The organism is Mesorhizobium sp. M0862, from assembly GCF_040319795.1.
Lineage (GTDB): Bacteria > Pseudomonadota > Alphaproteobacteria > Rhizobiales > Rhizobiaceae > Mesorhizobium.
Window position 1 is genome coordinate 102,858 of the sequence record NZ_JAMYOJ010000003.1, and the last position, 22,547, is coordinate 125,404.

Annotated in this window: 16 protein-coding genes; 5 read left to right on the forward strand and 11 right to left on the reverse strand. The window is 60.8% G+C overall.

What is annotated here, in order from left to right; genetic code table 11:
* The first annotated feature begins 83 nt into the window (after positions 1–83).
* The 3 genes from NKI15_RS05510 to proC all read left to right on the forward strand — a co-directional run bounded on the left by NKI15_RS05510 (position 84) and on the right by proC (position 3,273).
* Entirely contained in the window at positions 84–1,082 is a 999-nt protein-coding gene (locus NKI15_RS05510) for a glycosyltransferase family 2 protein (protein WP_023735748.1), read from the forward strand.
* Complete coding sequence (locus NKI15_RS05515; RefSeq protein WP_352514673.1) at positions 1,051–2,370, forward strand: O-antigen ligase family protein; 1,320 nt, start codon at positions 1,051–1,053, stop codon at positions 2,368–2,370. The genes NKI15_RS05510 and NKI15_RS05515 overlap by 32 nt, the downstream gene beginning before the upstream one ends.
* 87 nt (positions 2,371–2,457) lie before the next feature.
* Entirely contained in the window at positions 2,458–3,273 is an 816-nt protein-coding gene (proC, locus tag NKI15_RS05520) for a pyrroline-5-carboxylate reductase (RefSeq protein ID WP_023701824.1), read from the forward strand.
* 22 nt (positions 3,274–3,295) lie between these two features.
* Here the strand turns inward: proC and NKI15_RS05525 are convergent, their stop codons facing one another.
* The 11 genes from NKI15_RS05525 to NKI15_RS05575 form a co-directional block, all read right to left on the reverse strand.
* A complete protein-coding gene (locus tag NKI15_RS05525) occupies positions 3,296–4,195 on the reverse strand; it encodes an MBL fold metallo-hydrolase (protein WP_352514737.1) in 900 nt (299 codons plus the stop codon).
* 275 nt (positions 4,196–4,470) lie between these two features.
* Complete coding sequence (locus tag NKI15_RS05530) at positions 4,471–4,863, reverse strand: type II toxin-antitoxin system VapC family toxin (protein WP_352514674.1); 393 nt, start codon at positions 4,861–4,863, stop codon at positions 4,471–4,473.
* A complete protein-coding gene (locus tag NKI15_RS05535) occupies positions 4,863–5,105 on the reverse strand; it encodes a type II toxin-antitoxin system VapB family antitoxin (RefSeq protein ID WP_023689347.1) in 243 nt (80 codons plus the stop codon). Before NKI15_RS05535 ends, NKI15_RS05530 begins: the two co-directional genes overlap by 1 nt.
* Before the next feature lie 71 nt (positions 5,106–5,176).
* Complete coding sequence (locus NKI15_RS05540) at positions 5,177–6,499, reverse strand: NAD(P)H-dependent oxidoreductase (RefSeq protein WP_352514675.1); 1,323 nt, start codon at positions 6,497–6,499, stop codon at positions 5,177–5,179.
* A gap of 152 nt (positions 6,500–6,651) precedes the next feature.
* Entirely contained in the window at positions 6,652–8,046 is a 1,395-nt protein-coding gene (locus NKI15_RS05545) for a multicopper oxidase family protein (protein ID WP_352514676.1), read from the reverse strand.
* A gap of 182 nt (positions 8,047–8,228) precedes the next feature.
* Positions 8,229–12,098 carry a caspase family protein gene (locus NKI15_RS05550; RefSeq protein ID WP_352885810.1) on the reverse strand — a complete coding sequence of 1,290 codons (3,870 nt, stop codon included), beginning with the start codon at positions 12,096–12,098 and terminating at the stop codon, positions 8,229–8,231.
* 506 nt (positions 12,099–12,604) lie between these two features.
* Positions 12,605–13,675: a hypothetical protein gene (locus tag NKI15_RS05555; protein ID WP_352514678.1), complete on the reverse strand. Its 1,071-nt coding sequence runs from the start codon at positions 13,673–13,675 to the stop codon at positions 12,605–12,607.
* Positions 13,676–13,886: 211 nt separating this feature from the next.
* Positions 13,887–14,630 carry a M48 family metallopeptidase gene (locus NKI15_RS05560; protein WP_352514679.1) on the reverse strand — a complete coding sequence of 248 codons (744 nt, stop codon included), beginning with the start codon at positions 14,628–14,630 and terminating at the stop codon, positions 13,887–13,889.
* Positions 14,617–17,919 carry a type I restriction endonuclease subunit R gene (locus NKI15_RS05565; protein ID WP_352514680.1) on the reverse strand — a complete coding sequence of 1,101 codons (3,303 nt, stop codon included), beginning with the start codon at positions 17,917–17,919 and terminating at the stop codon, positions 14,617–14,619. Before NKI15_RS05565 ends, NKI15_RS05560 begins: the two co-directional genes overlap by 14 nt.
* Positions 17,916–19,112, reverse strand: coding sequence for a restriction endonuclease subunit S (locus NKI15_RS05570; RefSeq protein WP_352514681.1), 1,197 nt, complete (start codon positions 19,110–19,112; stop codon positions 17,916–17,918). The genes NKI15_RS05565 and NKI15_RS05570 overlap by 4 nt, the downstream gene beginning before the upstream one ends.
* A complete protein-coding gene (locus NKI15_RS05575; RefSeq protein WP_352514682.1) occupies positions 19,102–20,616 on the reverse strand; it encodes a type I restriction-modification system subunit M in 1,515 nt (504 codons plus the stop codon). Before NKI15_RS05575 ends, NKI15_RS05570 begins: the two co-directional genes overlap by 11 nt.
* A 94-nt stretch (positions 20,617–20,710) precedes the next feature.
* Here NKI15_RS05575 and NKI15_RS05580 point away from each other — a divergent pair, with 94 nt between their 5' ends.
* Positions 20,711–21,568: a hypothetical protein gene (locus tag NKI15_RS05580; protein ID WP_352514683.1), complete on the forward strand. Its 858-nt coding sequence runs from the start codon at positions 20,711–20,713 to the stop codon at positions 21,566–21,568.
* A 67-nt stretch (positions 21,569–21,635) separates the two neighbouring features.
* Positions 21,636–22,340: a hypothetical protein gene (locus tag NKI15_RS05585; RefSeq protein WP_352514684.1), complete on the forward strand. Its 705-nt coding sequence runs from the start codon at positions 21,636–21,638 to the stop codon at positions 22,338–22,340.
* Positions 22,341–22,547 lie beyond the last annotated feature (207 nt).

Genomic DNA, 22,547 nt, shown 5'->3' on the forward strand with positions numbered 1-22,547 from the left:
GCGCCGCTGCGAAAGGTGATTAACGAAACGTTATCGTCGCGGTGTTATCAAAAAGCCAGATTTAAAACATGCGGCTGGAGCGGATGATCCCTTTGCCATCGGACGGTTCGGTATCGATTGCGGGACGCTCTCCGGGGCTCGCCGCAGAGACGATCGAAGCCGTCGTCACGCTGCCGACCTTCATGCGGCCACAACTGCTGCTGGAAACGCTGGCGTCGCTGAAGGCACAGCAAACCAGCCGGCGCTTCGCCGTCATCGTCATCGAAAACGAAGCCAAGGCGCGTGAGGGCGCCAAGGCGGCCGTGCCGCTGTTCGAACGCGACGATATGAAAGGCATGGTCATCATCGCGCACGAGCGGGGCAATTGCAGTGCCTACAATGCCGGCTGGCAGACGGCGATCCTGCATTTTCCGGATTTCCGCCACCTGCTGGTCATCGACGATGACGAGATCGCCGACGCGGACTGGCTGGAGCGCATGTGCAAGACGGCGGAGACGCTTGGCGCCGACATTGTCGGTGGCCCGCAAGTGCCAGTGTTTACCGATCCTGCTCACGCCAAATGGGCCGAGCACCCCGTGTTTGCGCCGCCCTATCGCCAGACTGGGCGCGTGGCCGCACTCTATTCCTCTGGCAACCTTCTGGTCGGGCGCAATGTGCTCACCATCATGGGGCCACCCTTCCTCGACCTGCGGTTCAACTTCATGGGCGGCGGCGATTCCGACTTCCTCAGCCGCTCGGCGCAGAAAGGTTTCGTGCTTGGCTGGTGCGCCGAGGCAAAGGTGCGCGAAGGCGTTCCGGCCCGGCGCGTCGAGGCTGACTGGATCCGCGCCCGATCCTTACGCAACGGTGTAATCTCGACGCTGGTCGAAAAGAAGAAGCGCGCCGGCACGCCATTCGCCGGCGCCAAGGTGTTTGCAAAAAGCCTGGCGCTGCTGATAGCCTCGCCCGTGCGCGGCGCAATCAAATTGGCGCGGACAGGATCGCTGTCGACGGCGCTTTACCCCGTCTATGTCTCGCTCGGCCGCGTGCTTGCCGAATTCGGATACGCCAATGAGCAATACAGGCAGCCTGAGAAGAACTGACGAGCTGCTGCTGGGCGGCATCGTCACCCGCGACGGCGTGGCGACGGCGATTGCCGCGCTGTTGTTTGCCGTCGTCATCGTGTCGTTCCGGCCGTTTCAGCCGGCAGGCGCGGAACTGACCGGCGACGGCGGCGACATCGTCAACCAGCTCGGCTTCAGTTCGCTCGGCGCCATTTCGATCTTCTCACTGCTGACGTTCGCCGACCCCAAGGTGGTGCGCTCGCTGCTCAGCCCGTCCTGGATTCTGATGCTCGGCTTTTTTATGCTTTCGGTCATCAACGCGACCGACCCGTCCTCGGCCATGCGCGCGGCCTTCTTCACGCTGCTTGGCGTTCTGACGATAGCGACGGTCCTGGTGCTGCCGCGCGATGCCGACAGTTTTTCGAAAGTCATCATATTCTGCGCGATCGTCGTTATCGGCCTGTCCTATATCGGCCTCATCGTCTTTCCGCATGAGGCCCTGCATACGGCCGATTCGCAGGAGCCCGAACATGCCGGCCTGTGGCGTGGTGTGTTCGCCCACAAGAACATTGCCGGACCAATCATGGCCTGCTTCAGCTTCGCCGGCCTCTATCTCTTCCGGCGCGGCCAGAAATTCTGGGGCGTGGCGATCTTCGGCGCGGCGATGATCTTCATGCTGCACACCGGATCCAAGACGACGGCCGGCCTGGTGCCGTTCTCGATCCTGATCGTCGTGCTGCCGGGCCTGATCGGCATGCGGTTCGGCACGCCGATCCTGTTTGCACTGGCGATCATTGCGACGGCCATCGGTACCTTAGGCATCGTCTTCATCCCGCCGGTGAAAGAGCTGGCAGCCACCTATTTCCCCGGCCTCACCTATACCGGGCGCACGACGCTGTGGGAGTTCTCCGGCGAGATGCTGGCGAAGAAGCCTTGGACCGGCTACGGCTATGAAAGCTTCTGGGGCACGCCGCTGCTGCTGAGCCAGGACCAGCCTTTCGACCGGGCCTGGGACATCCGGACCATCGTGCATGGCCATGACGGCTATCTCGACATTGCGGTGCTGATGGGCATCCCGGCGCTGTGCGTTGCCGTCTACACTTTCGTGATCGCGCCGCTGCGCGACTACATGCGCATCCCGCCGCGCAAGGAGAACATCTATCTCGGTGACTTCTTCATGATGGTGGTGCTGTTCACGGCGCTGAACGCGTTCCTGGAAAGCTTCTTCTTCCATCGCGGCGACCCGGTGTGGCTGTTCTTCGTGCTCGGCGTGCTTGGCTTGCGGCAAGTGTCGCTGCGGCCGATCGCGGTACGCCGGCGACCTTGACCGGCTGGCCTGATCCAGCACCCCTTGAGGGGCTTTCCCGTCTGCCCGCTAGCGTCTAAGGAGAACCCTTGTCTCGGAGGGCTCTCAATGACGATCAGGCTTGTTCTCGCCGGTTGCGGCAATATGGGTTACGCCATGCTTGCGGGCTGGCTGAAATCCGGCAAGCTTGCCCCGCAAGCCGTGTTCGTGGTCGAGCCCAATGCCGAATTGCGCAAGCGCGCCGAGCACCTCGGTTGCAGTGTCGCCGCGGGCGCGAACGGGATCCCCGCCGACGCAGAGCCCGACCTCGTCGTCATCGCCGTCAAGCCGCAGGTGATCCGCGACGTCACCGCCGCCTACAAGCGCTTCGGCGACGGCAGGACCACCTTCGTCAGCATCGCCGCGGGCACGCCGGTCGCCACCTTCGAGCACATCCTCGGCCATCTCGCGCCTGTTATCCGCTGCATGCCCAACACGCCGGCCGCGATCGGCAAGGGCATGATGGTGGTCTATTCCAACCCGCTGGTGACCGACGACATCAGGCGTTTCGTTGCCGAGCTGCTGTCGGCGAGCGGTGTGGTGACGACGATCGACGACGAAGGCCTGATGGACGCGGTGACGGCGGTTTCGGGGTCCGGTCCGGCCTACATCTTCCATTTCATCGAGGCGCTTACGGTTGCAGCCGAGAAGGCCGGGCTGCCGACCGAGACCGCCAGGCTGCTTGCCATGCAGACCGTCTATGGCGCTGCTGCACTCGCTGCCGAAAGCGGCGAGGAGCCCGGCGTCCTGCGCCAGCAGGTGACCAGCCCCAACGGAACCACGGCAGCCGCCCTTGCCGTGCTGATGGGCGAAGACCGGCTGACGAAGCTGCTGACCGAGGCGGTGGAAGCCGCGCGGCTGCGGTCGGTGGAATTGGGGAAGTAGCCGAGACGCTCGCGGGGCCGTATCAGCCCCACTTCATCTCACCCTTGGCGACCTTTGCGCCCAGTTCCAGGGACGAGACGTCAAGAAGATCGGGATAGCGCCGCTTCATCGCTGCAATCAGCTCGACGCTGGATTTCGCTTTTTCGGCTTCCTTATTGAAAGCTTCGAGGTAGGCGCGGGTGAATTCCACGGCCGCCAGACCGTCCGGTGCACCGGCTACCTGATGGGACGGCACCACGATGTTGGGTTTGCGGGACGCGATTTCGTTGAGCGCGGCAATCCATTTCTTGCGGTCGTCTACGGTTGGCTCGTCGGCAACCCAGACATGTACGCCGGACGAGATCAGCACGCCGCCGAACACCGCTTCAAGGCTGGGCACCCAGAGATACCGCCGGTCTTTCAGATCGGCGACGGTGACGATCTCGATCTTGTTTCCTTCGATTTCAAGTGAGGTGATATCGGATGCCTCGGGAATGACGACATCCGCCAGGACCTTCGGTCCATTGTCCTTGAGCTGCGGGCCCCAGACATCCAGCTTGGCTTGCACATTGGCTTTGATGGCCGCCACCGTCGCAGCGGCCGCGATGATCTTGGCGCCGGGGAAAGCATCCGCGACGGGACGCAGTCCAAAATAATAGTCAGGGTCGCTGCAACCGACATAGATCGTCGTCAGGGTCTTGCCCGTCGCCTTGATCGCATCCGCGACCGCACGGCCATCGGACAGGGTAAATCCGCCGTCGAGGAGGATGGCTTCTTTTTCCCCGGTCAGCAGCACCGGCGTGCGGCGGAAACCATTCTCGTCAGCCTGAAAATAGGTCCATTCCAGCTTGGCGGCGGCCCTGGCTGCAAAAGCCAGAGGCTGAAGCATGGCAACCATGCCCGTTGCCAGAAGGGTTTTCATCGTCTCGCGTCTTGTCCAAATGGTTTGCAAGATTTCAATCCTCAATGGGGGTTCAACTGATCGTTCGGAGATTGGCATCTCGGCATCGTTTGAAAAACCCGGATCAAAGAGACAGACTGTATTAATGGATCATACAATGGCAGCCGATGGGTCTGCGCCGTCAGCACGAGCGCAATGACCAGGCATGTTGCGCGAGCAGGTCAAAAGCCCCATGGCGCGACCGCGGCAGCATTTGGCCTGCTGGGCGGGAGTGGCTGACGATGCTGCTGACCGAACCGTGAACTGGGGGAGTAGGATCAGGCCAGATCGGTGTGGGAAAAGTCTTTCCCTTTGTAGAGCAAGGGCATCCCACGGCTTTTTGCCGAGGCATATGACAGGCAGTCAGCGAGATTGAGCTGAGCCGGGTGGCCGCGACCTTTGCCATAGTTCGAAAAAGCCTGGATCGCGAGCTTGGCATCACCGATTTCGATCGGAACCACCTCGATCTCGGCCTCACGCAGGAACTCCTCTATCGCCTTTTCGGCGAAGAGCGGCTCCACCACCAACTTCGATGAAAGCCGCATCGCCGCTTCGAGCACGACCAGCGGAGATGTGATCCGTATCGAGGCCTGCCCGATCCGGCGGCTCCAATCGGCGGCGTCTTCCTCTCCGGCGAGGACAGCGATCACCATCGAGGTTTCGATGAACATCAGGAATGTCCCCACATCTCGTCGATCTCATCCTTAGTCAAATCCCTGCCACCGCTTCCCGCCTTGGCCTTCAGATCGTTCGATATGGCGGCCAGCCGCTCAGCCAGCGGAACTCGTTCACGTTCGCGCTGAAGCTCGGATTCGAGCGCTTCGATCACCGCTTCGGTCAAGGAAATCTTTCGCTTTTCGGCAAGCTGCCGGGCGAGGTCACGGGCGCGCGGGTCTCTGATCTGGAGATTCATTCTGGAAGCCTCCGTTCGCTGTCACTACAATATAGTGATCTTGTCATGACAAAGCCAGAGAGCTGGCCTGTTCATGCCATCTCAGCCCCGTAGAGCATATCATCCTGCAGCTTCCGCAAAGCGAACAGCCTGGTCGTGCGGTCGGGCGTAGCATTGTCGGCAGTGAGCAGTTCGCCCTTCCTCACCGGTTTCAGCACCTTGCCGCCTTCGAGCAGGCCGACCGGCACTGCCAGATTGGCGCGCGCCTCTTCGACGGTCATGGTCCAGGAGCGGTAGCAAGTCTCGCCGATGGCATCGAAGGTCTCGCCCGTGGCGAGATCGCGCTTGGCCACCGCGCAGACTTCGGCCACCGGCTTCGGCAGCGGCACCATGTCGGGGCGGCCGTAGAGCATGATACGGGCCGCCGTCAGCGGCACTTCCAGCGAGGTCAGATGATACGGCCGGAAGAAGCTGTAGTAGGGGCCGTGGCCTATGTGCAGGTCGTCCATGCGCTCGACGATGCGCGGATGCGTCGCCTCGACGATGACGAACACGCCGGGCGCCACGCCCTTGCCGATGGTGTAGTCGACAACGCCCTTCTTCGACAGGATGCCGCCATCCGCCTTCGGGATGAGCACCTTGGCCAGCTGATCGCGGTCGGCCTTTGGGCCGTGCATGCCGGGAACGTCTGGGACCAGCCCGGTGGCGTTGGCGATGGCGCACATCTCGACCATGGTTTTCGAGCCGTCGACGAACTCGACCAGCATGCGCGGGTTCATGTTGCGGCGAAGGGCTTCCTCGCGATAGTCATCCGGAACGGCATCGTGGTTGAGCGGGTTGTTCTTGCCCTTGCCGGCCGAGACGATGGTGTAGCCGAGCGCGGAGGCGAACTCGATCAGCTCCATGCAGCTCGACGGCTCGTCGCCGGCGCCGACCGAATAGACGACGCCGAGCCGGTCTGCCTGCTGCTTGAGGTAGCAGCCGATCGTGACGTCGGCCTCGACATTCATCATCACCAGGTGCTTGCCGTGCTCCATCGCCTTCAAGTCGAAATCGGCGGCGACACCAGGCTTGCCGGTGGCGTCTATGACGACGTCGATCAGCGGATTGGTGACCAGCATCTCGTTCGTGGTAATGGCGATTTTGCCCGCCTCGATCGCCGCGGTGACTTTCGAGCCCCTGTCCGCCTCGACCGCCATCGCCTCATCGCCATAGGCGATGCGGATGGCGTCACGGGCGGTGTGCGGGCGGCGTGTCGAGATGGCCGCGACCGAGATGCCGGGCATCAGCATGCCTTGCGTGACCAGGTCGGTGCCCATTTCGCCGGAGCCGATGACGCCGATGCGCACCGGGCGGCCCTCGGCGGCGCGCCTGGCGAGATCGCGGGCCAGTCCGGTCAGGGCGACATTGGTCATGCAAGCGTGTCCACGGCTTCTTGATTGCAGGCGGGAATAGCAGGGAACGGCCCCGCTTTGCCAACGAAACCAGCGGACGGCGGCAATTTCTCCGACAACAGGCCCGGAAGGTGAGGCCAACCCCGGTAGAGGCTGATTGACCCGCCTCGGCGTCAAACCACCCTGATATAGCTCGTCATGCCGGTTTTCTGATGTTCGATGATGTGGCAGTGCAGCAGCCAGTCGCCGGGATTGTCAGCGACGAAACCAAGCTGAACCTTCTCGTTGGGCTGCATGAGATAGGTGTCGGAGATGACCGGCTGAACCTGGCGCGTCGAAGACGACAGCACCTTGAAGCTCATGCCGTGCAGATGCATGGGATGCGATTGCGGCGTCAGGTTTTCCAGGTCGATGACATAGCTTTGGCCGAGCTTCAGCTCGGCCAAAGGCGCGGTCGGGTCCGGCGTGTCGCCGGGCCACGGCACCTTGTTGATGGCCCAGAAGGAGTAGCCGAGCGTGCCACATATGCTGTCGCTCGGCACGTTTTCCGCGGTGGCGCTGAGCGAGAGCGCGATGTGTTTCGCGCTGGCGAGATCCACCTCTGGCACCGGGTTCGCTTCCAGCGGTGCGAGGTCGCGCAGATCGCGCTTAAGCGAGCTTCCGGTAGCGCGCAAGGTGGCGAGGACCTTGGGTTTGGTGCCCCTGATGTCGCCCAGGCTGACGATCGCGCCCTCCTGGTCAGGCATGCGGATGGCGAGCTCCATGCGCTGCCCCGGTCCGAGCAGCAAGGCATCGGGCGCAAAACGCTGCGGCACCGGATTGCCGTCGAGCGCGATGACCGCGGCCTCCGCACCCTCGACGCGAAAAGCGTAGATGCGGGTGACATCGGTGATGGCGACCCGCATCCGCACCAACCCGCCGGCCGGCGCGTCGAATTGCGGCTGGTTGAGCCAGTTGGCGGTGCGCACCGTGCCATAGGTTCCGGTTTTTGCGGCATCGCGCGGCCGGAATTGCTGGATGAACTGCGCGTCGTCGCCGAGGCGCCAGTCGCGCAGGTTGGCGACGGCTTCGGCGTCGAATTTTGGATCGTTGGGGTTCTCGACCACGATCACGCCGGTGAGGCCATGGCCCATCTGCTCCAGCGTGTTGCAATGCGGGTGATACCAGAAGGTGCCGGCGTCGGGCGGGGTGAAGGCGTAGTCGAAATGATCGCCGGTGTAGACGTAGGGCTGAACCAGGAAGGGGACGCCGTCCATCTTGTTTGGAACGCGAATGCCGTGCCAGTGGATCGTCGTCGGATCGTCGATGCCGTTGACGAGGCGGGCGGCGAAAGGCTCGCCCTTTTTCATCCTGAGCACCGGCGGCATTCCGGCCTCTCCATAAGTCAGCACATCGCGGGTCTGGCCGATATCCATGAACCTGGCCTGGATCTTTGCCGTCTTGAGCACCACCGGCTCAGGTGTGACAGCTGCCCAACCGCTGAGCCTGGTCATTGCTGCCAGCCCGACGCCGCCACCGCCGGCAACCGCAGCCGTTTTCAGAAGCCCGCGGCGGGTGAATAGGGTCATCTGGCGCTCCAACGGAATATGATTACCTGTCGTCCTGAATGACGGGTGGCGACCGGCGCACAAGCCGATACTGCCACATCGCATCTCTGTCATGCCATGGCGAGCCGGTGACATCTGCTTGCGCAACAGCGTGAACGCTGGCGTGCCCACCATTCGCCCGCATCCGGGAGCGCGGGCTCGGATTAATGCAACTCGGCCAGCAACGCCTGTGCCTCGGCGAGGTTCTTTTCGGAACCGGCGGCGAGATCGTCCACCTTCTTGTCACGGAAGATGACGAGCGCGTCCTGGCATGCGGCGATCGCTTCCTGTGCCATCGCCTTGTCCTTGTGGGCGGCGCCTAGATCGACCAGCACGTCGCACAGGCTGTCCTGCGTGAAGGCGACAGCCGGCACCGAATTGATCTTCTTTTGCACCACGATCGCCTCGCGCAGGACCAACACCGCCTCCTCGAAATGCGCGACATTGTTTTCGGCGCGGCCGGCCATGGTCAAGGCATAGCCCATCTCGTTGCGCGCATTGGCCCAACGTTCGGGATCGCGGTCGCGACCGAGCTGCTCGGCAAGCGCCCGGTTGACGACAATCGCCTCCTCGTACAATTCAGCCGAAGGCTCGCGGGCCGCGATCATGCTCAGCGTCTGCGCGAGACTGGTCTGGTTGGTGATCCAGAGATCGGGATCGCGGGCGATCGTTCGCACCGTGGCGAGGTCGCGGTAGATCTGAGCGGCTCGTTTCAGCTTGCCGACATCGTTCGCCCAGTAACCAAGACTCGACAGCCCGCCGGCGAGATTGTTCTGATTGTTCTCCCAGACAGCCAGCGCATTCTCGCGCGTTACCACGCTGAGCGCTGCGTCATAGGCGGCAATCGCGCGGGTGAGCAACTCGACGTCCTTGCCGTCCGCGGCCATCAGCAAGGCATTGCCGATATCGCCCTTGGTGCGCGCCCATTGCATGCGGTCGGGAAAACCGTCGTAGATCCGCGCTGCCGTCTCGAAGCTCTCCACGGCCTTGGCGTAGAACGTGGCGTCGCCACCAATCCGGCCCTGGCTGTAGCGGGCAAAGCCGAGCTCGTAGTTGATATTGGCCCACTCCTCCGGGTCGGCGTCCTTGGAGTAGGCGGGGAGCGCGGCTTCCAGCATGTCGGCTGCTTGCGCCAGCAAGTCCAGGTTGGATGTATTGTCGCCCAGGATCGACAGGGTCTGGCCGAGCACGCGGCGCGTCTGGCCGATCTCCGTGACATCACCGCCTTTCGTCTGCCCGTCGAGCGCCGCCCGCAGCGCGTCGACCGATTGCTGCAGCAGTAGATCGTCAGAGGCCAGCTTGCCTGACATCATCAATGCGCAGCCGAGGCGGAATTCCGTCTTGGCCCAATTGGCTGGGTCCTTGTCGCGGGTGCGAACCCTGAGCACCTGACCGTAGACATCGATCGCCTGCCGCAGGATCGAGATGTCCCCCGCGCGTTCGCCCCAGTTCGACAGCGTGCCTGCAAGGCTGTAGCCGATCGAAGCGAACTCGCGCGGCGCGGCGGTTGCGGTATAGACCTCCCATGCCTGATGATACGCGGTCACCGCCTGAATGTAGTAATCGGTTCCCGTATCGAGATCGCCGAGCGTGTCGTTGACCGATCCCAGATTCTGCTGCAGCGAAGCCCAGTCAAGCGGCAGTTTCTCACGCGGATATTCGGACAGAGCGGCCTGGTACGCGGTGGCTGCCTGCATCAGCAGTTCCTTGTTCTTCTGCTTGGCGCCGAGGCGCTGCAAGGCGTTGCCGAGCGTCAGCTGGCCGTTGGCCCAGCTCGCCGCGGCGTGCTCGCGCGTCCAAACCGTAAGCGATGCCAGGGCGGCGTCGCGCGCCTGCTCAAGCGTGGCGACATCGCCGTTAATGGTTCCGATCGATTCCAGCGCCGTGCTCAGATTATTCTGGATTGTCGCCCATTGCGCCGGCGCGCGTTCCCTGGTCATTTCGCCGGTCGCCGCCTGATAGGCAGCAACCGCCTGCTGCATGGTCGCGATATCCTTTTCGCGCTCACCGAGGCGGTAGAGCGCAGCACCCAGATTGACCTGGCTCAGCGCCCAGTCGAGCGGCACGCGCTCTCTGTTGTATTCCGTCAATGCCGCACGATGCGCTTCGATTGCGGCGCGAAAACTGTCCGATGTGGTCTGGCGTTCGCCGATCTCGGACAGCACGATGCCGAGATTGTTCTGCGTCGCCGCCCATTCAAGCGGCAGTTTTTTCGACGACTGTACCTCGAGCGCCGAGCGGAAGGCCCCGACTGCCCGCTCAAGCAGTGCCGTCCCGTTCTCGCGCTGGCCGAGCCGCCAGTAGACCGTGCCCAGATTGCCATAGGTCGATGCCCAGTCGTCGGGGTAGGCGTCATGCGTATAGACGGTCAGCGCCTGCTCATAGGCGGCAGCTGCCTTGTCGAGGTTTTCGCGGCCGGCTTCCCGTTCGCCCAACGTAGCAAGCGTGGCGCCCATATTGTTCTGGGTGGCCGCCCAAAGTAGCGGCAACTTTTCGCGGGTGACATAGGTCAATGCCTGTTCATGGGCTGTCAGGGCCTGGGCGAGATACGCATTGTCGCCGGAGAAGTCCCCTTGTTCCGACAGAGCGTTGGCCTCTGCCGCCTTGTAGTAGAACGCGTCTTCGTCGCTCCATTTGGCAGCCTGCTCGAAGGCCTTGGCGTAATCCTGCGCCGCCTCCTTGAAGTTGAAGGAGATTTCATAAGTCCTGGCACTGCTGGCGAAGACCTTTGCGAATTCCAGCCGCTTTGCCTTCAGCTCGGCCTCGGCCTGGTCGACCGTAGACGAAAGTTCGCCGATGCGGGCCTTGGCCTGCTCGTTGAATTTCTGCGCCGCTTCGAGCGCGCCTTCCTGAACCGCCTGTTCGGCGAGTTTCGATAGCCTGGCAATTTCGGGGTCCGGGTTTTTCAAAGTCTCGCGTTCAGCCAACACGTGTTTCAGCCGTTCGGTCTGGCCACGCAGCAGCTTGTCGAGCTCAGCCGGATCCTTGGGTATGTCGACCCCGAGCGCCTTCAGCATGGCGTAGAGCCCATCCATCGGCACCTTGCCGTCACGCGATATGGTTTCGATCTGGCGGCGCTCCGGCTCGGGTAGCGTCGAGATGGTCAGCAGGAGCTGGCGCCGCTCCCTGAGGATTTCGCCCTCATCACCTTTCGGCGCCTCGGCGGGGGTACCGAAATAGAGCAGCCGGCGCAGGCTCTCATTGACCCAGGGCCGCTGCTGGCCATTGGTCTTGAGATAGACCTCCTCGCCGATCATGCGCAGAACGGTGCCGAATTCCTCGCCGGCCACCGTGTCGATGTGGCGCAGGATCGCTGCCGCATAGGGGCTGTTGCCATCGGCCGGACCGTCCAGCGCAACCTTGCCGGGCTCGGCGGCAAAGGCGATGACCTGGCCGAGGCTGTCGTCGACCGAGCCCTTGGCCTCGGCGCCACCTTTCAGGGAAACCACGCCGCGCGTTTCGCCGAGACCGCCGGCGCCGATCGGCTTGCCTTCGTCGCCCGGCGCCAGCTTCAAGAGCGTGCCCGGCGGGAACGGATCGTTGCGGCAGGCGTCCAGCAGAACGATGGTGACCGGCACCTTGGCCTTCAGTTCGGCGACGATGGACGACAGCGGCACCAACTTTTCGCCGGCATTGTCGAGCGCCGAAATATCGGCATCGACAGGGACCAGATAATTCTCGCCGCCGGCTTCGATGCCGTGGCCGGAATAGTAGATGATGGCGACATCGGCGCCCTCGGCATCGTCGACGAAGCCTTCGAGATCGCGCCGCAATTTGCGTGTGTCGCGATTGGTGGCGACATTTGTCTCGAAGCCGAGCTTGTCGAACATCTCCTCGATGGCGCGGGCGTCGTTTTCCGGATTGGGCAGTTTGCCGACATGCTGGTAGTCGGACTGACCGATGATGAGCGCGACGCCTTTCAGCGCCTTCGGCTCTTCAGCCAAAGCGGGGCCAAACGCGCATAGGCACACCAGTGCTGCGGCAAGTGCCGCGCACATGCGCCCTGTCGCACCTGCCGTTCGCCCAAAGAGCATTCTCTACCCCAAAACCCAACGCTATCTTCCGCAAGCGAGATGGCATCATGATGGCTGGCCGATGGCAAGTCCTTGGGCGAGCTGTGTTCTTGTCGTGGATATGCGTACGAGGCGGCTGGCTTTCAGCGTGCGAGCGGTAGCGTTCAGCATGCCGGATACGGCCAGTCCGGCCTGTTCATGAGTTGACAGGTCCGGACTTGTTGAGCAGTCGTCCGGCCCCGTAAAGCCTCTTTCTCTCAATGTTTCCGGGCGAGGGGGCCACGGTTGGATGCGCGGGATTGGCACTTTTGCGTCAGCCGGCTTTTTTGGTCCGCAACGAGACCCCGACTTCGCGACTGCATCTTTTAAATCAAAGGGAATGAACTGGTGCTGCGAGAGAGGATTGAACTCGCTTAACCCGCCATTAACAGTCTGAAAAACCACGGTTTTCGGTCGCCGTCGACTGCAGTCTGTGTACCACCTGGATGTACTTACGTCCAGCCCTCAGCGACCCCTCCAAGTCGTTGTTAACGGAGAAGTTCGACCTCAGCCTCAAAAATTGAACCGATCGTTAGCTTGGCGGTAGTCTCGGCAGATACCCCTTTGATCCCTGCAACAGCGACGCCGTCCAGCTGACCGGCCGGCTCGGAATTCTGTAGGCTCTCGCGCAGCGAGGTGAAAATGGGGAGCGGCATGGCGAGTCGCGCACGTATCCTCGAGAATCTGCCTTCTGGAGTATTTATAGGATCGGGTGCGGAGAGAATTATCTCTCGCCCAACATGACCTGCGGTAGTGAAACGGTCGGAGCCGCGTTCGACCACCCTTTCGAGCTCTAGGCCGAGGGCTGCACGCTTCCGCTGCACGGCCTCAAGCCGAAGTTGCTCTTCCTTGCCGGATGTCTCCCGATCATAGGCATATTGACCGTAAGGGGCTGCTATATTGGCTGCCATAGCCGGATAACCAATCAGCCCTAACGCCCGCGCCAAAGTAGCCCGGCGACTGGCTTCTTCGGCGCCGGGCAACGTGGCCTTCCGTACACGGAACTTAGTGTCGCCTTCGGGGTCCTCGATTAGCAGAGACGAATTGAACCCTCCGCCTGCCCGTCCAACAAGGAGCGCAGATATGAGCTTTTGCCCTCGCACGGCCGGCGGAAACACGACATTCGTCTTCTGCAGCCGCCCGGCTTTCATTTGATCCTGCCTAGTCTGGGAGGAGGATTGAGTTCCCTTACACTCGATCGCATGCCAACGACCTGAGCCGTCCTGACCTATGAAATCGGGTGATTTGAATTGCCCATTCTTCGCAATCTGCAGTGCCTTCGCTCCCACGGCTGGCGCGAGGAATTGGACGAAGTAGCGGCCGTCGAAAACGGTCTGGAGATCTAGCGCCGACACTAAGTAGGAAAGTGCCACTCCCATCCCGAAATCGTCGCTCAGGACTGTCTTTTGATGGGCGTCCAAATCGGCATAAGTTGATTTGAGCAGAAATCCTGGCCCATCGGTGAAAGCTGATGCGTATCGAAGCCAAGCCCACCATGCGTTGATCGAAAGTTCCATCGACGTCGCGGGTATCGCCAGTGAGCCGATCCGGACCATCATGTCCAAAATATCGACTGACAACTGCTTTGTCGCAGGAAGCAAGCTGGATGGCGGAGCTTTTCCGCGCCGCCAGGTGCTTCTCCGCAAGTTAACTGATAGCGTTCGCTGCATCGCTCAGCCCCCCTCGGCGTCCGTCCTCTAGCAACGCGTCGACCTCGGACGCGAATTCCGCCGATTTGCAGAGAAGTCGCTCTTACCCGTGCAAGCCGGGTCAATCGTTAAGAATAATCTCGGCGCTGTGATCCAGCCGGGACTTGATAGTCTCCCAGCCCGGCATGGAGCGCGTAAGAAGACGGAAGAACTCGGCGCTGTGGTTGTGTTCCCTGAGGTGGCAAAGCTCGTGGGTGATAACGTAGTCCACCGCCTCGCGTGGAGCCTTGACCAGGAACGGATTGAGCGTGACTGAGCCGCCCGTCGCGCAACTTCCCCATTGCCGTTTCATGTCGAGCAGCCGGAACGGCGGCGGCTCCTGGACCCAGGGCAGCGCCTTGGAAATGGTCTCGATGCGGCCGGCGAAATAGTCCCGCGCCTTGACGCGATACCAGGCCCGCAGGCGAGCCCGGAGCGCCGCCCTATCGGTATTATCGGTCGCGACGACAAGCAGGCCGCGCTTCAGCTTGATGGACCGCTCGGCCTTGGACACCTGGATGACCTTCAGGACATAGCGGCGTCCGAGATAGAGTGCCTGCTCGCCGCTGACATATTGCCGTGTCAGAACATGTTCGAAGCGCTTTCGGGCGTCGGTGACGTGCCGGAGGACCCAGCGGGCGCGTTTCATCACGGCCTTGCGGATGGCCTCCTCGCTGGCGTCCTCGGGGGCCTCGACCTCGACGGCTCCATCCGGATGAACATGGATGGCGATGCGCTCGCGCCGGGAAGGGTTGACCCGTAGGGCATAGGCGATGTTCTCGTCGCCATAGCGGAGCGTCGACAGGTTGCGCTCAGAGAGTGCCACGGGATGCCCCCAGGCGAACGATTTCGACGATGCGGTCTACCAGCGCCTGGGCCTTGTCCAGCCCTCCCAGCGCCTTGAAATAGCGCGGCAGGAGCCTGTTCCTGATGTCGGCCTCGATGTTGGCCGGGTTGATCGAGAATGTCGCTACCGAGTTGCTCACGATCCCGTCGATGTGGAAGGCCTCGGCGACAAGCCAGTCCTCGCCTCGATCCCGCGCGGCGACCTCGCCCACGACGATCGGGAACAGACCGAAATAGGCCTGCGCATGGGGATTGTCCGGAAAGCGGTCGGGGACATGGGGATTGGCCCGCATTCGCGCTTTTTCCTCCAGGTCCTTGAACAGAATGTATTGCTTGTGCGGATGATCGAAAAGGGATTCCGCCTCCTTGATCGCTTGGCGCAGCAGGTCGGAAAAGACCGCCTGGGCATAGGGGTCATCGGCCAATGTCTGTTCTATGGTTTTGGTCAGCCGGGTCTTGATGACATCGGTCTCGGCGCGGGCCTTGTCGTCGCTCCACCCTGACGCGTCATAGCCGGCCTGCGTGTGGTCGGTGAAGCCCGTGAGGTCGATGACGCCTTCCGATTCCTTGATCTCGACGCCGACGACCTGCTTGTCGACCAGCTTGCGTATCTGCTCCTCGTAGGCCGAAAAATCGACCGTCTCCATGGCATCCTGCTTGGCCTGGATGCGCAGCTCGGTGAAGAACTTCAGGTCCTTCTTGTAGCCGGCGATCGTCGCATCGCTGAAGGAGCCGTCCTCGAAGAAGGCGCGGGATGAAAGCGCCAGCTTCAGGCACATGCCGAACTCGGTCAGCGCGGCATAGAAATCCTCGCGTACCTTCTGATTGCGATCGTAGCTTGCGCCGTCTTCGCCAAGAACCGAATCCGGGGTCAACACCAGGCGGAACTGCTCGCGGTCGCCCTTGTTCTTGACGCTGCCGAAGATTGCCCACAGCCCGGCATGGAGGCCAGGCAGGCGTTTGTACTCGGTCGCAACACCGGCGAAGGTACCTTCGATGTCCTCGATGTCGTAGCCGCCTTGGGTGCGCTCGGCGAGGTCCTGATAGTCTTGCAGCGAAGTATCGAGTTCCATCAGGATGCCGCGATAGTCGATCAGAAAGCCGAACTGCTTGGCTTCATGCAGCCGGTTCACCCGTGCGATGGCTTGGAGCAAATTATGCTCCTTCAGATATTTGTCGATATAGAGCACCGCGTTGCGCGGCTCGTCAAAGCCCGTCAGCAGCTTGTCGACAACGATGAGGATGTCGGGCTTACCGGGCGTGGCGAAATCCTGGATGACGCGACGCTCGTATCCTTCGGCATCGTACCCTACATTGGCGGCCCACCATTTCTGGACTTCCGGAGTCTTCGACTCGTCGGTGTCCTCGTGACCCTCGCGGGTGTCGGGCGGCGAGATAATGACGGCGCTGGTGACGAGGCTCGTAGCGTCCAGCGCATGCTTATAGCGGATCGCGGAGAGCTTGCTGTCGGTCGCCAGTTGCGCCTTCAGTCCGGCGCCAAGCTCCTTGAAGTTTTGCGAGAAATGCGTGGCGATGTCCCAGGCGATGAGGTCGATGCGGTTGCCAGCGCGGTAGACGCTGCCACGAGTGGCGAACTTCTTCTTCAGATCGGATTGCTGCTTGTCGGAAAGGCCCGTGGTGATCTTGTCGAACCATTTGTCGATCGCTTCGGCATTCACGTCGACCACCGGCCGGCGCTCCTCATAGAGCAGCGGGGTCACCGTCCCGTCCTCGACCGCCCGCTGCATGGTGTACGCGTGAAGGATCGGCCCGAACTTGTTCTCCGTCTTGTTCTCCTTCAGCAGCGGCGTGCCGGTGAAGGCGATGAATGCGGCGTTGGGCAGCGCTTTGCGCATCCGCTCATGGTTCTCGCCGCCATGGCTGCGGTGCCCTTCGTCGACCAGCACGATGAGGTCATCGGATGCGTTGTGGCATTCCTTGAAGCGTGTCGCCGAATTAAACTTTTGCAGCAACGTGAACATAATACGTTCCGTGCCGGAGCCTATGCGTTGCGCTAAGTCGCGACCTGACGACGCCTTGGCGTTCTCACCATCCTTCTTCGTCGCCACCGCAGAGCCGAAAGCACCGCCCGCCATGAAGGTGGTCGACAACTGGCGCTCCAGGTCGACCCGGTCGGTGATGACAATGATGCGGCAGCGGGCAAGGGTGTCGTGGATCAGCAGCGCCTTCAGTAGGAAGACCATGGTGAAGGACTTGCCCGAGCCAGTGGTGTGCCAGATGACGCCACCCTCACGCCCGCCGTCGAGGCTGCGCTTTTCCATCCGCGCCAGCATCGACTTGATGCCAAAGACCTGGGGATAGCGGGCAGCAATCTTGCCGAGCTTACGGTCGAAGAGGAGGAAGTAGCGGACGAACTCCAGGAGACGATCCGGACGCAAAAGCGAGACGATGAGCCGATCCTGTCCCGTCGGGGCGACAGGCTTCGACCAGAGGCCATCAAAGAAGGCGCCGACATGAGGCGGGCGCTCGGCGAACAGGGCGAAATGCTGCTGCGCAGTGAGCCTGACGTTAACCCTCGCGTCGATGTCAGCTGCGGGAATCTCCTCCTCGCGCCACAGCGACCAGAATTTGGCCGGCGTCTCGATGGTGGCGTATCTGCCTTCCTGCCCGGAAATGGAGAGGAGGAGCTGGGCATAGGAATAGAGTGTGGGAATCCCGTCGGGCTTCTGGTTGCGGAGATGCTGCGAAACGCCCTCGGCCAGCATCAGCTTTTCAGCATGGCTGCCGCTCGGGCGCTTGGCTTCGATGACGGCCAACGGGATGCCGTTAACATAGAGAACGATGTCAGGCCGGAAGCGGCCATGCCCGCCCTCTCGCTCGACGGAAAGCTCCTCGGTGGCGTGGAGGCGGTTTCTCGAAGGGTCCGCGAAGTCGAGCAGCGGCACGGTGACGGAATGCTTGTGCCCGTCCGGCATAAACTCTGAGACTGTGACGCCAAGGGCGAGATGTTTCCAGACCCGTTCATTGGCCGGGATCAGGCCTTCATTGAGGCCGGTGTCGTTGAGCGCCTTCAAGACCTGCGCGATGCCATTGGCGGAGAGCGCATGGTTCGCGCCACGATAGGCAAAGCGCCAAGCTGAGAGATGGTCGCGGATCACAGATTCCAGCAATACAGCCCGCTCACTGCCGCGAAGCCTCAGGCACTCTTGCGGCAACAGGTAGGACCAGCCGAGCTTCAGCAGCAAAGCGAGCGCCGGGACCTTAGCCTGGGCTTCCTCGTCGGTGCTTGGGCGCTCGGGGGCGTTCACACTGCGACCCGCCTCTTGCCGGTTAGGAGTTGCTGCATGAGTGCACGTTTTTCGGTTCGGAGATGTTCGTCGTCTGCTTGAAGATGCGCTATCTCGTCTTCAACCGTTGAAAGGTAATCGGCAATTCGCTCCTGCTCCTCCAGTGCAGGGTAACGGATCACAGCCTCTTCGATGGAGCCGACCGTCAAGCCGAACCGAGTAGCCCCGTTCGCTCGAGAGGCGAAATGATGTCGGGTTATCGGGTGCTCGAAATAGTACTTCAGGAACCGCCCGCTGCTCCTCTTGTTGGGTCTAATAATAGCGAGATGATATCCGCAAACAAGATCAGGAGCACTCTTTCCAACATAAGCCGGTATCGCAATGTCTGCCGGCGTCTCGCTGTCCTTTGTGATAACCACATCATCCTTCTTGAGGGCAAATTTCTTGATCTGTGCATCTGTGGCTGTTGCAGCCATGAAAGCCATTTCGGGATAAATTTCGTTGTTCGTATAGACATCAGTGTAGTTGCAAAGGCGAACGGGCTTTTCACCAGCAACGGTTTTCTTATCGACATTCGATACGATGATCGAGGCGACATCAGAGAGCTGCCCGACCTGCCATTCCGTACCCTGAAACCCATTCACTCGCCGCTTTCCTGCGACTAGTTGCTGCATGAGGGCACGCTTCAGTGCTTCGGCATTTGCGAGCAGCTTCTCGATTGTCCCAATAGCTGCATCCCAGGTCGACAGGATGTCGGCGATTTTCTGTTGTTCGCAGAGCGGAGGCACGGCGATAGGCCATTTCTCCATATCGCCCTTTTGAGTATGCACCAATGCAGAAGCACCGTGAGCTGACGCCTCTATCTGACCCGTGATGTGCCGCAACATTTGGTGCAAGAAGCGTTGGTCTGTCTCGCTAGTCGGAAGCACTTTCCACGTATGATAGTTCAATACCGCGTCTGGACCGTTCCAAATATGCGGTCCAAACGACGTGCCTCGGCTACCAGACCATGCAAAGAGTAGTTGTCCCGGTCTCACCAGGATCTTTGGATTGAAATCGCCATCGTAGAAGTTGAAATCAGAACCGCCATTCAAGTTCTGAATGCGAATTATCGGATAGCCGGTGTCGCCCCACTCGTGCGGCTTAAAGCCCCGACCATTTACCAATTCGCAGACTGCCCCCAGCGGCTGACGCTCCCACCCCTCAGGAATCATAGCCAAGTTCCTTCAGGTACCCTTCCATCTTCGTCTCAAGCTCGGTCATCTCCGCCTTCAGCTTCAATCGTTCCGCCCGCACCACCATAAGGTCGATCTCTTCCTCGTTCTCGAAAGTGTCGACATAGCGAGGGATGTTGAGGTTGAAGCCGCTGTCAGCGATCTGCTTGGCTGTTGCCAGATGGGCATATTTGTCGATGGAGACGCGGTCATCGAAAGCCACGAAAATCCTATGCAGCTGTTCTTCGCCCAGTCGGTTCTGGTTGGTGCCCTCTTCGTAGTCGCGGCTGGCGTCGATAAAAAGGACGGTGTCGTCAGGCTTCTTCTTACGGAAGAAGAGGATAGCCGCTGGAATGCCGGTACCAAAGAACAGCTTTTCGGGTAGGCCGATGACCGTATCCAACAAGTTCTCCTCGATGAGCTTCCGGCGGATCACCCCTTCCGTTGAACCCCGGAAGAGGACGCCGTTGGGTACCACCACGGCCATTCGGCCGGTGCGAGGCTTCATGGTCTCGATCATGTGTAGGATGAAGGCATAGTCGCCCTTGGTCTGCGGCGGGAGACCCCGACGAAAGCGGCCGAAGCGGTCGGTGGCTGCTTTCTCCGATCCCCATTTGTCGAGGCTGAACGGCGGGTTGGCGACGACGACATCAAAATGGCGTAGCCGGTCTTCCGCTGTGCGCAACTTGGGGTTGCCGATGGTGTCGCCCCATTCGATCTGGTGGTTGGTCTCGCCGTGTAGGAACATGTTCATCTTGGCCAGCGCCCAGGTCGAGCCGATCGCTTCCTGGCCGTAGAGCGCATATTTGCGGGAGCCGGTGTGCCGGGTGATCTCCTGGCCGCATTTCATCAGCAGTGACCCCGAGCCGCATGTAGGATCGCAGATATCATCGCCTTCCTGGGGCTCGACTAGCCGCGCCATCAACGTGGAGACTTCGGCAGGGGTGTAGAACTCGCCAGCCTTCTTGCCTGCCGACGCCGCGAAACGGGAGATGAGGTATTCGTAAGCGCCGCCGATAATGTCGAGACTGCCGACCCGGCTTGGCCTGAGGTCCAGGCTGTCCTTGGCGAAGTCCTCTAGGAGCATACGCAAGATGTCGTTCTTCTGCTCTTCGTCGCCGAGCTTGTTTGCGTTGAAGGATATGTCTTGGAACACGTCACGGAGCTTGTTGCCGTTCGCCTCTTCGATGGCATGAAGCGCCTTGTCGATGCGCTCGCCATTGCCGGCCTTGTGGCGGTCGCGATGGAGATCATAAAAACTCGCGCCTTTCGGCAGCACGAACTGCTCGTTCTTCATCAGCGCCTCGATGAGGTCTGGATGGTCGCCGTGCTCTTTGTGGTAGGTCTCGTAGTGATCCTTCCACACATCGGAGATGTATTTCAGGAACAACATGGTGAGCACATAGTCCTTGTAGACCGATGCGTCGACCGTGCCCCTGAAGGTGTCACACGCAGCCCATGCAGCCTTGTTGATCTCGGCTTGTGTTACGCGACCAGTTGCCATGATGCCCCCTTCGAATCGGCTCGAATACACCAGCCTGCATCACCCTTTGCAATCTCAAACGCACAAGGCATTCTGCGGCAGGGAGGGCAAGTCAATGAAGGTATATGCAAAGTACTTCCACGGATTCGATCCGATCGGTTGGCCGGCTGTGACTTTCAGTTCGGAATCCGCCGCTCGATCCCTTCTCAAAGATTTTGAGCCCGGGAGCAGGATGGTTTTTCTGGCAACCAAGAGGGCTCCCGTTGACGCCATGCGCGGAAGGATCGTGGGAATGATGGAATTTGCCGATGAGAGGGGGAGAGTTGAGCAGTATTTTTCAGAGGCGGTTATCGCAGCTAACATTAGGGAACACGGAGAATTCCGATGGCCTTGGGCAGTCCGAACGCTCAGAGCGTGGGAGTTCGAACAGCCCTACCCTGTGACGAGGGAGGTGCTTGGCCATGTTCCAGTGAGCGCTAGGAACAGTCCTTGGCTGCTACCCAAGCGTCTTGCTTCAAAGGTACTGAGGCTCGGACATTTTGACGTTCCACTGGCGAGGCCGGTCGTATTTCCTCAAAGCACGCCGCGACGAGTCAAACGACGTACTACAAAGCGAAACTCCAAGGGACCACCTCCAACGAGTTATGAGGCGTTGGTCGTCAAAAGCTGTGACGGCCCCTGTTTTACCTATCTTTTGAGATTCGGCGCTCGCGATATCTGGAAGGCCGGTATGAGCGTCGATCCCGATCGCCGACTGGACGAAATTAATTCTCATGTCCCGGCGGAGGTGTTAAATGAGGAGTGGGAGATTGTACGACGCGTGTGGTTCAAGGATGCACAAACAGCGTACTATGCTGAGCAAGCGCTACTCCATCATTTTCACGCTCATCGGACGGTTGGGGAACGCATCGCGCTTCCATCGACAGAGGTCTCTGCCGGTTGGAATACCACAGTAAGCGAGTTAGGGGCATAGGCTGGCGGGACACGTGGGGTCTAGTCTAGTTTGATCCGCAGAGGTCGCAAGACCAATCGAACTTGGGATGGGCGAGATGGGTTGGGAATCTGTTGCCGCGTTGGCCGCTGTATTGTTCGGGATCACAACGCTCATTCAATCGTACCTGGCTTGGAGCACCGACAAACGCTACCGCGAAGATGAAAAGCGCTACAGGGAGGATGAAAAAAGAAATCGGGAACGTCAGCGCGATACAGAGATGACGAGATGGGGCGGAGAGGTTATCGACGTCATGGCGGAAATCGAAACCGCCTGCGCACCTCTGACGACGGAAAACGTATACGGCCCAGCGGCGATAGAGGCACTCAGCCATCGCGCCAGTGCTCTTGTTGATCGAGGCCGGCTATTTTTCCCGAATGTACAATTTGAAAATCGAGCAGCCGTCAGCGATGAAGGTATCCGCGTCCGTGTCTTGGACCAGGTGCTACGGGCCTGCTACGTCGCAAGGCACCTGGTGGTCTACGGGAATGAGGATGGTCTGAAACTCAGAGGGCAAGTGTGGGAAGCGCGGCGCCGGTTTGTGATCCTTCTGCAGAATGAGATGGCCGGCTCGCTTCGTCAGGTTGGAGGCGACAGCGCTGGCGATCATGTGCCAATAGACCCTCGCTCATGGTCAGCCCCCACACGACCTCTCAAGCTTCCTGCCCCTGACATCGCACCGAACAATCCCGGCGCTGATGGAATCCTCACCAAGGCTCCTGCTTATGAGATAGCCGAACCCGGACCTGGTTAGGATTAGGAATAGAAATCCGAAGGGTTAGACGTTAGGGACCCCAGACATCCCCCCTCGGGTAGCCCGTGATTAACTACTTGATAGCGCGGCTCCCCGGATCATCTGAAGTCTGCCACTGCAGCTCGACAACGAGGCCGGGGGTGGGGTCTCCTTTTGCAAATGCCACTCGATGGACCGTGCAGTGCAAGACAATGGGACGTTTAGGCC